Raw genomic sequence first — 12331 nt, forward strand, 5'->3', positions numbered from 1 at the left:
TAACGGCCCGCTGTCGAGTGTTTACTGTTCTAAGTCGCCTTTACCGGCCTGCTACAGAATGAAGCGGGACAGATCGGTGTTGTTGGCGAGATCGCCGACATGCTCACGGACATAGGCGGCATCGATGGTCACCGAGACGCCGGCGCGGTCCGAAGCATTGTAGGAGATTTCATCCAGCACCCGCTCCATGACCGTCTGCAGGCGGCGTGCGCCGATATTCTCGACGGTGGAATTCAGGTGCACGGCGACATCGGCGAGTGCGTCGATGGCGTCGTCGGTGAAATCGAGCTTCAGGTCTTCCGTTTCCATCAGCGCCTTGTACTGGCGGATAAGGCTTGCTTCCGGCTCGGTCAGAATGCGGCGGAAGTCTTCCTTGGTCAGCGGCTTCAGCTCGACGCGGATCGGCAGGCGGCCCTGCAATTCCGGCAGGAGATCCGAAGGCTTCGAGACATGGAAGGCGCCCGACGCGATGAAGAGGATATGATCCGTCTTGACCGGGCCATACTTCGTCGAGACCGTCGTACCTTCGACCAGCGGCAGCAGGTCGCGCTGCACGCCTTCGCGGGAGACGCCGGCGCCCATGCCGCCGTCGCGCGCCGCGATCTTGTCTATCTCGTCGAGGAAGACGATGCCGTCATTCTCGGCCGATTGCACGGCTTCGCGCTGGATCGCCTCGTTGTCGATCAGCTTGTCGGATTCGTCGCGAACGAGTTCCTTGTAGGAATCCTTGACCGTGGTGCGTACCTTCTTGGTACGACCGCCCATGGCCTTGCCGAACATTTCCGACAGGTTGAGCACGCCGATATTGGCGCCGGGCATGCCGGGGATTTCGAAACCGCCGGGCATGCCGGAGCCGGTATCGGCAACTTCGATGTCGATTTCCTTGTCATCCAGCTGACCATCACGCAGCTTCTTGCGGAAGCTGTCGCGCGTTGCCGGCGAGGCCGTCGCGCCGACAAGCGCATCGAGCACACGCTCTTCGGCGCTCATATGCGCCTTGGCCTGCACCTCGGCGCGCTTCTTTTCGCGTACCAGGCCGATGCCGACTTCGACGAGATCGCGGACGATCTGCTCGACGTCACGGCCGACATAGCCGACCTCGGTGAACTTGGTGGCTTCGACCTTGATGAAGGGCGCGCCGGCCAGCTTGGCGAGGCGACGGGAGATTTCCGTCTTGCCGACGCCGGTCGGGCCGATCATCAGGATGTTCTTGGGCATGACTTCATCACGTAGATCGGGCTCGAGCTGCTGGCGGCGCCAGCGGTTGCGCAGGGCGATCGCTACAGCGCGCTTGGCCTCATGCTGGCCGACAATATAGCGATCGAGCTCGGAAACGATCTCGCGGGGAGAAAAAGTGGTCATTTCGCGTGTTTCCCTATCAGGGCTAGGAACAATCAAGAAAGGAAATTAGGCTTCGGCGTCGAGCGTTTCCACGACCACATTGTGGTTGGTGTAGACGCAGATGTCGGCAGCGATATCGAGGGCGCGGCGAGCAACATCCTCGGCGGATTTGTCGCTATCCATCAGCGCCAGAGCGGCGGCGAGCGCATAGTTGCCACCGGAGCCGATGGCGAGCGCGCCATGTTCCGGCTCGAGCACATCGCCGTTGCCGGTGATGGCGAGCGTGACGCTCTTGTCGGCCACCAGCATCATGGCTTCGAGATTGCGCAGATATTTGTCTGTCCGCCAGTCCTTGGCGAGCTCGACGGCTGCGCGCATCAACTGGCCGGGATATTGTTCGAGCTTCTTTTCAAGCCGCTCAAGCAGCGTGAAGGCATCGGCGGTCGCACCGGCGAAACCGGCGATGACATCGCCCTTGCCGATGCGGCGAACCTTGCGCGCATTGCCCTTCATCACGGTCTGGCCAAGGCTCACCTGGCCATCACCAGCCATCACGACCTTGCCGTTCTTGCGAATAGTCACGATTGTCGTCATTTAACACCTGTTTGCCCCCGTTCCGGCGGGCTTTCTGCCGGGCCGCGTTTCGGCCCCGTCAGCACCTATGTAAGAGTGCTTTTGACGATTGCAAATGGCAGCCAGACCGGATCGATGCAGACGAGCCGGCTAAAGACGCGGGGACGCGCGTAACTTCTGGATATTTCTCAATACGCCTGATAAGGAACCCCCGTATTCCGATGGAGCAGCCCATGGCAGAGACCGCAGCGAGCCGCACGGCAAGCGTTTCCCGCAAGACCAACGAGACTTCCGTCTCCGTTTCCGTCAACATCGACGGCAGCGGCAAGTCGACGATTTCGACCGGTGTCGGCTTCTTCGACCATATGCTGGAACAGCTTTCGCGACATTCGCTAATCGACATGGAGATCGACACCAAGGGCGACCTGCATGTCGACGATCACCACGCCGTCGAGGATACCGGCATCGCCATCGGCCAGGCCATTGCCAAGGCGCTCGGCGACCGCCGTGGCATCACGCGCTATGCCTCGATCGACCTTGCCATGGATGAGACCATGACCAAGGCGGCCGTCGACCTCTCGGGCCGGCCGTTCCTCGTCTGGAACGTCAGCTTCAGCGCACCGAAGATCGGCACCTTCGATACCGAACTGGTGCGCGAATTCTTCCAGGCACTGGCCCAGAATGCCGGCATCACGCTGCATATCCTCAACCATTATGGCGCCAACAATCACCATATAGCCGAGACATGCTTCAAGGCCGTTGCGCGCGCATTGCGCACCGCAACCGAGATCGATCCGCGGCAGGCAGGCCGGGTGCCTTCGACGAAAGGCACGCTCGCCTGAGCCCCAACTTGGGGAATTGAGGAAATGGCAAGCTATCTGATTTTGACTCCGCCAGGGGCGCCGAACCGATCCAAAGCATCGGATCGGTATCGCGACGGAACTCGATTCATCCGCGACGGTTTTTCCTGGAAAGCCTTTGTGTTTCCGGCCTTGTGGATGCTTTATCACCGCCTCTGGCTCCACGCGGTGGCCGCAATCCTCTTGCAGGGCATTGCGCTGGAACTGATGCGTCAGCCGGGCTTTTCCGCGGCCGGCGCCGCCATCCTGCTTGCAGTCCACCTTCTCGCGGCGCTCGAAGGCCGGCATGCGCTCAGCCAGCGGCTGATCGACCGTGGCTGGAAGATGGAAAACCTTGTCTCGGCGCATGATCTGGCGACGGCGGAGGAAATCCATTTTTCCGAAGTCGAGCAGGAGCCACAAGCAGATATCCATTTGAAGAATTGGGATGTCTCGACCAAAAACACCAATTCCAGCCGTTCCGGTCCGAATTTCGGCCTGCCCGGCTATGACGGAGGACGCTGACCATGCGCGTCGCGATTATCGACTACGGTTCCGGCAATCTGCGCTCGGCCACCAAGGCTTTTGAGCGCGCTGCCCGCGAAGCCGGCATCGATGCTGAAATCGACCTCACCGATGACGCCGAGCGCGTCGCCACCGCAGACCGCATCGTGCTTCCCGGTGTCGGCGCTTATGCCGATTGCCGCCGTGGGCTCGATGCCGTTTCCGGCATGGCGGAAGCCGTGATCGATGTCGTGGAACACAAGGGCCGCCCCTTCCTCGGCATCTGCGTCGGCATGCAGCTGATGTCCTCGCGCGGGCTGGAAAAGACGATCACGCAAGGCTTCGGCTGGATCAAGGGTGACGTCAAGGAAATGACGCCCAGCGACCCCGGCCTGAAGATCCCGCAGATCGGCTGGAACACGCTGGATATCCGGCATCCGCATGCGCTCTTCGACGGCATACCCACAGGCGCGGACGGGCTGCACGCCTATTTCGTCCATTCCTATCATCTGGCCGCGGATCACAGCGAAGACGTTATCGCGACGACGAGCTATGGTGGCCCGATGACCGCCTTCGTCGGCCGCGACAACATCGCCGGCGCGCAGTTCCATCCGGAAAAGAGCCAGAAGCTCGGCCTTGCCCTGATTGCCAATTTCCTGCGCTGGAAGCCGTGAGGCTCGCGCTCCAAGGACAGACATCATGATTCTTTTTCCCGCTATCGACCTCAAAGACGGCCAATGTGTGCGCCTGAAGCTCGGCGACATGGAACAGGCGACCGTTTACAACCCCGACCCCGGTGCCCAGGCGAAAGCCTTTGAAGACCAGGGCTTCGAGTGGCTGCATGTGGTCGATCTCAACGGCGCCTTTGCCGGCGAGACCGTGAACGGCGCGGCCGTCGACGCCATCCTCAAGGCAACGAAGAACCCAGTGCAGCTCGGCGGCGGCATCCGCACGCTCGACCATATCGAAAACTGGCTGTCGCGCGGGCTCACCCGCGTCATCCTCGGCACGGTCGCGGTGCGCGATCCGGCGCTTGTGATCGAAGCCTGCCGGAAATTTCCAGGCCATGTCGCCGTCGGCATCGACGCCAAGGGCGGTAAGGTGGCGGTCGAGGGTTGGGCGGAGGCGTCCGAACTCGGCGTCATCGAGCTGGCCAGGAAATTCGAGGGCGCCGGCGTTGCCGCCATCATCTACACCGATATCGACCGTGACGGCATCCTGACCGGCATCAACTGGGCCTCGACGCTGGAACTGGCCGAGGCCGTTTCGATCCCCGTCATCGCTTCGGGTGGGCTTGCCTCGCTCGACGATATCAAGCGCATGATCGAGCCGGACGCCCGCAAACTGGAGGGTGCGATTTCCGGCCGCGCGCTCTATGATGGCCGCATCGATCCCAAGGAAGCACTGGCGCTGATCAAGCAGGCCAGGGAGGCAGTGCAATGACCCTCAAAGCCCGCGTCATCCCCTGCCTCGACGTCAAGGACGGCCGCGTCGTCAAGGGCGTCAACTTCCTCAATCTGGTCGATGCCGGCGATCCGGTCGAGGCCGCCAAGGCCTATGACGCTGCCGGCGCCGACGAGCTCTGCTTCCTCGACATCACGGCCTCTTCCGACAATCGCGAAACCATCTTCGACGTTGTGGCGCGCACGGCCGAGCAATGCTTCATGCCCGTCACCGTTGGCGGCGGCGTGCGAACAATCGCGGACATCCGCAAGCTACTCCTCTGCGGCGCCGACAAGGTGTCGATCAATTCGGCAGCCGTGAACAATCCGGATTTCGTGGCCGAGGCCGCCGACAAGTTCGGCAATCAGTGCATCGTCGTTTCCATTGATGCCAAGCGGCGGCGGACCGAAGCGCTCGGCGGCGACAATATGAGCGCCTGGGAGATCTATACCCATGGCGGCCGCAACGCGACCGGCATCGATGCCGTCGACTTCGCCCGCCGGATGGTCGAGCGCGGCGCTGGCGAGCTTCTCGTCACCTCCATGGACCGCGACGGCACTAAGGTCGGCTACGATCTGGAGCTGACGCGGGCGATCGCGGATGCCGTGCGCGTGCCTGTCATCGCCTCTGGCGGCGTCGGTGATCTCGACGATCTCGTCGCCGGTGTGAAAGAAGGTCATGCGACGGCGGTGCTTGCCGCCTCGATCTTCCACTTCGGCACCTATTCGGTGGGCGAAGCAAAGCGCTACATGGCAGAGCGCGGCATTCCCATGCGGCTTGATTAGGAGGCAGCGGACCAATGAGCGGATTTACCCTTTCCGACCTCGAACGCATCGTCGAGGAACGCTCCAAGGCATCGCCCGAGGAATCCTGGACCGCCAAGCTATGCGCCGCCGGCCAGCCAAAGGCGGCAAAGAAGCTGGGCGAGGAAGCGATCGAAGCTGTGATGGCTGCGGTTACCAACGATCACGACAACCTCACTTATGAGGCCGCGGACTTGCTTTATCATCTTATGGTCGTATTGAAGATTGCAGGCATTCCGTTGCAGAATGTCATGGGTGAGCTCGAAAGGCGCACCGTCCAATCCGGCCTTCAGGAGAAGGCAAGCCGGTAGAACGTGATGACGATAGCGACCAAGACCCCAGCGGCGCCCGAAACGCTCGATATTTTCCAGGCGAAAGACTATTCGCCCTATTATTTCTTCTCCTCGGAGGAGTGGGCGAAATTCCGGGCCGACACGCCACTGACGCTGACGGCGGATGAAGTGACGCGGCTGCGCTCGATGGGCGACCCGATCGATCTCAACGAGGTCCGGCGCATCTATCTGTCGCTGTCGCGCCTTTTATCCTCGCATGTGGAATCCTCGCAGATCCTGTTCGAGCAGCGTAACCGGTTCCTGAGTCTCTCCGATGTCGCCAAGACGCCCTTCGTCATCGGCATTGCCGGCTCTGTCGCCGTCGGCAAATCCACCACGGCCCGTATCCTGAAGGAATTGCTGCGTCGCTGGCCATCGAGCCCGAAGGTCGACCTGATCACCACGGACGGCTTCCTCTATCCGAATGCCGAGCTGCAGCGCCGCAACCTGATGCAGCGCAAGGGCTTTCCGGAAAGCTACGACACCGCGGCGTTGCTGCGCTTCCTCTCGGCGATCAAGGCCGGGCAACCTGACGTGAAGGCGCCCTGTTATTCGCACCTTGTCTATGACGTGCTGCCGAACGAGTTCAAAACCGTTGACCGCCCGGATATCCTGATCTTCGAAGGCATCAACGTGCTGCAATCGCGGCATCTGCCGGCCGATGGCAAAATCGTGCCGATGGTCTCGGACTTCTTCGATTTCTCGATCTACATCGATGCCGACGAGCCGTTGATCCACAATTGGTACGTCGCCCGTTTCATGAGGCTGCGCGAAACCGCCTTCCGCGACCCCAATTCCTTCTTCCACCGCTACGCCTCGATCAGCGAGGACGAGGCCTTGGCGATTGCCGAGGGGCTTTGGAAGAACATCAACCTCAAGAACCTCAGACAAAACATCCTGCCGACCCGCCCGCGCGCCGACCTCATCCTGCAGAAGGGCAAGAACCATCTGATCGAGCAGGTTGCGCTCAGGAAGCTCTAATCCGCAATTCCTCCGCCGCAGCCTTGGTATCCATTTCTGGCGACTGCCCATCCGACAGGATGCGGATGATCATGCATGCCGCAAGCCCGGTGGGTATCAGAACCCCAAGAGGCATGAATAGTCCCGCAACGTGATGATTGATCAAGGGATAAAGCCAGGCTACCCCAAGAAAGATCGATAAGCCCCGATAGTTGCAGAAAAAATATGCGATCGCGACATTCAGGGCGATCGTGTCGTAGGAGTAGCCATAGGGCATGGCGATGAGTGTTAGCAATGCCGTGAAGCAAGCCTTGCTCCGATGATCGATTGCCGTCGTGCGGCGCCACAGCCACAGGGTCGTGGCGATGGCGATGACGGAGGCGGCCAATTGCAATGCATAGGAGGCGGGAAGGCCCAATCCCCAGGACCGCGCCAGAACGAAGAATGTCACGGCATTCATCTGATAGCCCTGTGGGAAAGGCGCTTCGAGGATCGCGGTCATCAGCGGGCGCGTCTCGGTTAAAAACAGCAGCCAGACATTGAAGCCGAAAAGCAGGCCCGTTGCGATCACCAGACAAAGCGTCGTCACGATAGCGGAAAGAATGGCTCGGTAATTGCCGCTGGCGAGCAGACAGAAGGGCACCAGAACACCCAATTGCGGCTTGACGGTCAACAGACCAAACAGGATACCCGCGATAATCGGCCGGCTCGGAGCGAGAAGCAGCCCGGACAGCAAGAGTGCTGTCGTCAGCGCGCCGTTTTGCCCGAAGACCACGTCTATGACGGCCGCTGGTGAGGCGACGATAAGCAGACGCATCCACCATGCGAGCTCAAGCGGCTTCGTTGCCAGGAACAGCAAAAAAAGCGTCCCCAATGTCCAGGCGAGGTAGGCGACGAAGATCGGCAAGGTGGCGAAGGGAATGCCGAACAACAGCATGGAGGGCGGATAGCTCCATTCCTGATTCGGCAGCAAGGGCGACAGGATCACTCGAAGTTCTTGCCGATACGCCTCGGCATCGAACAGATAGGCGACATTACCCTTCAGGGCCATCAGCGTACCGGCCCAGAGATTGGTGAAATCCCAATAGGGCAGACGATCGGAAATGACGGAAAATCCGTCCGGCGTCAGAGTCCATAAGGACTCCTGGAAATAGAAACTGCGTACAAGTCCCAAAACAACGACCAGAGTTGCGAAACACCACTCCGCTCTGGTTCTCAAACCCACCACGATCGCCCCATCGCATTTGTCTTGAATGCTACTTATGGGGTCACTCGCCTTAAGGTCAGGTTTATCCGCCCGCCATTCTTAAGCAATGTTGATGTGGCCGGATGGATGCGATCAACACCATGAAAGCAGAGCCTGCCCTGGCCGCCCAGAACGACGATATCGCCGCTTGAGAGCTTGAAAGATAGCGTGCGATCATTGCGCTCGAGACCGCCGACCCGGAAGAGGCAGGTATTGCCGAGCGAGATCGACAGGACGGGGGCAGCGAGATCCTGCTCGTCGCGATCCTGATGCAGGCCCATGCGGGCATCGTCGTCGTAGAAATTGACGAGGCAGGCCTGCGGCGGCTTTTCATAGCCTGCTATATCATTCCAGAGATCAAGCAGTTGCGAGGGCATCGCCGGCCATGGCTTACCGGTGACCGGATGCGTCGGCTGATAACGATAGCCGCGCTGCTTGTCCGTAACCCAACCGAGCGAACCGCAATTGGTCATGCGCACCGACATTTCCTTGCCGGTGCCGGGCATGACCGGCGTGAACAGCGGCGCCTCGGCCACGATGGCGCGGATTGCCTCGACCAGCGCTTCCTGTTTGGGACGGTCGAGATAATCGGGAAGATGACGAATTCCGTTGGGGAGGAGCATTTTTGTGTCCTGATGCTGCTGGTCAGGTGAATGTGCCGATGCCGTGCCTTTTGTGCTTGGCCCTCACCCCAACCCTCTCCCCGCAAGCGGGGCGAGGGGTTTATGGTGCCTCAAGCGAGCTGCGTCTTACTTGCCACACGTCGAGACGGCATTGTTGCGCTCGATAATAGTCCCTTCTCCGCGCTTGCGTGGAGAAGGTTAGGATGAGGGTCCAGGCACCTGGCCACTACAATATCGGACTCGCCTGATAATCGGCAAACTAAGCCAGCCAAATCAAAACTGCAGCCCGAAAAGGCAGCCTAGTCGCCGCCCGGCTTACCGCGCATTTTCTTGACCTCGGAGCGACCTGATTTTTCCTTCAGCCGACGCTCGATGGAGCCCTTGGTCGGCTTGGTCTTTCGGCGCGGTGGCGGTGGCGGAGCGGCAGCTTCGAGCAGGAGTTCCTTCAGCCGCTCGCGCGCATCCTCGCGATTGCGGTCCTGGCTGCGGAAACGGCTGGCTTCGATCATCAGCACGCCGTCCTTGGAGACGCGACGCCCGGCAAGCCGCACGGCATTTGCCTTGACGCGGTCGCTGAGAGACGGCGAATTCACGATGCCGAAGAAAAGCTGGACAGCAGTCGCAACCTTGTTGACGTTCTGGCCGCCAGGGCCACCCGCCAGAACGAATTGTTCCGTCAGCTCCCAGCCGGCGATCGTGATCCGGTCGTTGATGTAAAGCGCTTCGCTGGCCATGATTTTCTCCGCGCCTGTCTATCCCACATCGCAGCACGGTTGAAAACTACTGGCGGACAAAATGAAACCCGGCGAACTGGTCGCCGGGTTTCACGTGAGTCATTCCCGTTCTGGATGTTTATTCGGCTGCGACCCGGATTCCCGGTGCCGCATCGCGGACGTTGCCGTCCACATGATCTTCGAACTTGGCGAAGTTGGTCACGAACATCTGCACCAGCTTCTTGGCCTGCGCATCATAGGCTTCGCCATCGGCCCAGGTGGAGCGCGGGTCGAGGATGGCCGTATCGACGCCCTCAACGGCAACCGGCACCGCGAAACCGAAATTCGGATCCGTGCGGAACTCGACATTGTCGAGGTCGCCTTTGAGCGCTGCGGCCAGCAGGGCGCGCGTTGCCTTGATCGGCATGCGGCGACCCGTGCCGTAGGCGCCGCCAGTCCAGCCGGTGTTGACCAGCCAGCAACCGGCGCCGTGGCGGGCGATCAGCTCCTTCAGCAGATTGCCGTATTCCGTCGGATGGCGCGGCATGAAGGGAGCGCCGAAGCAGGTCGAGAATGTGGCTTCCGGCTCGACGACGCCCTTTTCCGTGCCGGCAACCTTGGCGGTGTAACCTGAGAGGAAATGGTACATGGCCTGGTCCGGCGTCAGCCTGGCGATCGGCGGCATGACGCCAAAGGCATCGGCGGTCAGCATGATGATCGTCTCGGGATGGCCCGTGATGCCTGACGCCGAAGCGTTCGGAATGAAATGCAGCGGATAGGCGCTGCGGGTGTTCTCCGTCAGCGAGCCGTCGTCGAGATCCGGGACGCCATGCTCGTCGAGCACGACATTTTCCAGCACGGTGCCGAAGCGACGGGTCGTTTCGTAGATTTCCGGCTCTGCTTCGGCCGAAAGACGGATGGTCTTGGCGTAGCAGCCGCCTTCGAAGTTGAAGATGCCGTTTTCGCCCCAGCCATGCTCGTCGTCGCCGATGAGCGTGCGGCTCGGATCAGCTGAAAGCGTCGTCTTGCCGGTGCCCGACAGGCCGAAGAAGATCGCGGCGTCACCGTCCGGGCCGACATTGGCAGAGCAGTGCATCGGCATGACATCGCGTTCCGGCAGCAGGTAGTTGAGCGCGGTGAAGACCGATTTCTTCATCTCGCCGGCATAGGAGGTGCCGCCGATCAGGACGATGCCGTTGACGAAATCGCAGGCAATGACAGTTTCGGTGCGGCAGCCGTAGCGCTCGGGGTCGGCGCGGAAGCTCGGCAGATCGATGATCGTCAGCTTCGGCACGAAGCCTTCAAGCTGCGAGCGCTCGGGACGGATCAGCAGATTGCGGATGAACAGCGAGTGCCAGGCGAATTCGGTGATGACACGCGTCGGCAATGCATAGTCACGGTCGGCACCGCCGATCAGATCTTGCACGAACAGGTCCTTGCCGCGCGCATGCGCCAGCATGTCTTCATGCAGCAGCGCGAAATGCTCCGGCGACATCGGCTTGTTGTTGTCCCACCAGATCTGATCCTCGGTGGTCGCGTCGCGCACGACGAACTTGTCCTTCGGAGAACGGCCGGTGTGCTGCCCCGTCAGCGCCCGCAGCGCACCGTCTGCGGTCAGATCGGCTTCGCGGCGGCGAATCGCCTCCTCATAGAGATGGGCCTCCATGAGGTTATAGCGCACGCTGGCAGCGGCTCCCAGGCCGATCGATCCCAGTTCGGTTGCGGGATTACGGACGCCGAATTGCTCCATCACTTTTTTCCTCAACAAGGCCTTGGCCGTTAGAACTGTCTAAAGCGTAGAGGCGTCTTTTTAAAAGCACAAGAGCATTAAACGAGAAATCTTTAATGATATCAGTTATTTAATCGATTTAAATAAAATTTCATAATTTTAAATCGTTTGAAAGAGAGACGCCGAGACGTTTGGTCGCACAACCTGCGAGCAAGCGGATCGGCGCTCGACAATCCTCCCCTTTATCTTTGCCACAATTTGTTCCACCTTTATCCCCATAAGCGCGCCAGGTTACCGCCGACCGAGCTGGCAGACCGCCTGGGCTGGATTCCAAATCCGGGAGACGCGCACTGATGACGGAGACGAATACCATGTTGACAATCGCGCTCGTTGACGACGACCGCAATATCCTGACTTCCGTATCGATTGCCTTGGAAGCAGAGGGATATAAGGTAGAGACCTATACGGACGGGGCTTCGGCGCTCGACGGCCTGCTTGCGCGGCCGCCGCAACTCGCGATCTTCGATATCAAGATGCCGCGCATGGACGGCATGGAGCTGCTCCGCCGCCTGCGTCAGAAATCCGATATTCCTGTCATCTTCCTGACCTCGAAGGATGAGGAAATCGACGAGCTCTTCGGCCTGAAGATGGGCGCCGACGATTTCATTACCAAGCCTTTCTCGCAGCGCCTTCTGGTCGAGCGCGTCAAGGCGGTGCTGCGCCGCGCCTCTGCCCGCGAAGCCGCAAACGCTGCCGGCGGCACTGCAGCCGCCAAACCGGGTGCAGCGCAACAGGCCCGCTCGCTGGAACGCGGCCAGCTCGTCATGGACCAGGAGCGTCACACCTGCACCTGGAAGGGCGAGCCGGTGACGCTGACTGTCACCGAATTCCTGATCCTGCATTCCCTGGCGCAGCGCCCTGGCGTCGTGAAGAGCCGCGATGCCCTGATGGACGCCGCCTATGACGAGCAGGTCTATGTCGACGACCGCACCATCGACAGCCACATCAAGCGGCTGCGCAAGAAATTCAAGATGGTCGACCTCGATTTTGATATGATCGAGACGCTGTATGGCGTCGGCTATCGTTTCCGCGAAGCCGCCTAGAGCCGGAGATTTCAGGTCGAACCGGCCTGAAATCTGACTTCGCTCCGGAATCAAAAGCAAAGCATGATGCCGCCTGAAAGCGCTTATACTTTTCGGCTTCATGCTCGGATAGTTAACTGGAC

The 12331-nt window shown here is 60.4% G+C and carries 14 protein-coding genes; 8 read left to right on the forward strand and 6 right to left on the reverse strand.

All coding sequences use genetic code 11. From position 1 onward, the window contains the following. Positions 1-51: 51 nt before the first annotated feature. Both hslU and hslV read right to left on the reverse strand, forming a co-directional pair. Positions 52-1362, reverse strand: coding sequence for an ATP-dependent protease ATPase subunit HslU (gene hslU / locus ACQZ6F_RS18395; RefSeq protein WP_068390507.1), 1311 nt, complete (start codon positions 1360-1362; stop codon positions 52-54). 45 nt (positions 1363-1407) lie between these two features. Next, positions 1408-1935, reverse strand: a complete 528-nt coding sequence (gene hslV / locus ACQZ6F_RS18400) for an ATP-dependent protease subunit HslV (protein WP_068390505.1) — start codon at positions 1933-1935, stop codon at positions 1408-1410. A gap of 212 nt (positions 1936-2147) precedes the next feature. Between hslV and hisB the strand changes: the two genes are divergently transcribed. From hisB to coaA, 7 genes are read left to right on the forward strand one after another with little or no spacing between them, the layout of a single operon-like run. Beyond that, positions 2148-2756, forward strand: a complete 609-nt coding sequence (hisB, locus tag ACQZ6F_RS18405) for an imidazoleglycerol-phosphate dehydratase HisB (RefSeq protein ID WP_015338215.1) — start codon at positions 2148-2150, stop codon at positions 2754-2756. 24 nt (positions 2757-2780) lie between these two features. Next, positions 2781-3278 carry a DUF2628 domain-containing protein gene (locus tag ACQZ6F_RS18410; RefSeq protein WP_449094100.1) on the forward strand — a complete coding sequence of 166 codons (498 nt, stop codon included), beginning with the start codon at positions 2781-2783 and terminating at the stop codon, positions 3276-3278. A gap of 2 nt (positions 3279-3280) precedes the next feature. Then, positions 3281-3931 carry an imidazole glycerol phosphate synthase subunit HisH gene (hisH, locus tag ACQZ6F_RS18415; protein ID WP_077470384.1) on the forward strand — a complete coding sequence of 217 codons (651 nt, stop codon included), beginning with the start codon at positions 3281-3283 and terminating at the stop codon, positions 3929-3931. A 25-nt stretch (positions 3932-3956) separates the two neighbouring features. Continuing rightward, a complete protein-coding gene (gene hisA, locus ACQZ6F_RS18420; protein WP_449094099.1) occupies positions 3957-4700 on the forward strand; it encodes a 1-(5-phosphoribosyl)-5-[(5-phosphoribosylamino)methylideneamino]imidazole-4-carboxamide isomerase in 744 nt (247 codons plus the stop codon). Further along, complete coding sequence (gene hisF, locus ACQZ6F_RS18425; protein ID WP_449094098.1) at positions 4697-5485, forward strand: imidazole glycerol phosphate synthase subunit HisF; 789 nt, start codon at positions 4697-4699, stop codon at positions 5483-5485. Before hisA ends, hisF begins: the two co-directional genes overlap by 4 nt. Before the next feature lie 14 nt (positions 5486-5499). Then, positions 5500-5814: a phosphoribosyl-ATP diphosphatase gene (locus tag ACQZ6F_RS18430; RefSeq protein ID WP_449094097.1), complete on the forward strand. Its 315-nt coding sequence runs from the start codon at positions 5500-5502 to the stop codon at positions 5812-5814. 6 nt (positions 5815-5820) lie between these two features. After that, positions 5821-6816, forward strand: a complete 996-nt coding sequence (gene coaA, locus ACQZ6F_RS18435) for a type I pantothenate kinase (protein ID WP_077470388.1) — start codon at positions 5821-5823, stop codon at positions 6814-6816. Here the strand turns inward: coaA and ACQZ6F_RS18440 are convergent. The 4 genes from ACQZ6F_RS18440 to ACQZ6F_RS18455 form a co-directional block, all read right to left on the reverse strand. Then, positions 6803-8020 (reverse strand): glycosyltransferase family 87 protein, encoded by a 1218-nt coding sequence (locus tag ACQZ6F_RS18440; RefSeq protein ID WP_449094096.1) that lies wholly within the window; start codon positions 8018-8020, stop codon positions 6803-6805. The genes coaA and ACQZ6F_RS18440 overlap by 14 nt on opposite strands. A 35-nt stretch (positions 8021-8055) precedes the next feature. Further along, on the reverse strand, positions 8056-8664 hold the full coding sequence (locus tag ACQZ6F_RS18445; RefSeq protein ID WP_077470389.1) for an alpha-ketoglutarate-dependent dioxygenase AlkB family protein: 609 nt from the start codon (positions 8662-8664) through the stop codon (positions 8056-8058). Between the two features lie 299 nt (positions 8665-8963). Continuing rightward, the gene (gene arfB / locus ACQZ6F_RS18450; protein WP_449094095.1) at positions 8964-9398 is read right to left on the reverse strand and encodes an alternative ribosome rescue aminoacyl-tRNA hydrolase ArfB; all 435 of its coding nucleotides are present in this window, start codon (positions 9396-9398) and stop codon (positions 8964-8966) included. A 118-nt stretch (positions 9399-9516) separates the two neighbouring features. Beyond that, positions 9517-11127, reverse strand: coding sequence for a phosphoenolpyruvate carboxykinase (locus tag ACQZ6F_RS18455; protein WP_449094094.1), 1611 nt, complete (start codon positions 11125-11127; stop codon positions 9517-9519). Positions 11128-11477: 350 nt separating this feature from the next. Here ACQZ6F_RS18455 and ACQZ6F_RS18460 point away from each other — a divergent pair, with 350 nt between their 5' ends. Further along, entirely contained in the window at positions 11478-12209 is a 732-nt protein-coding gene (locus ACQZ6F_RS18460) for a response regulator transcription factor (protein ID WP_198929046.1), read from the forward strand. The last annotated feature ends 122 nt before the right edge of the window (positions 12210-12331 follow it).

The organism is Rhizobium sp. A22-96, assembly GCF_053521805.1.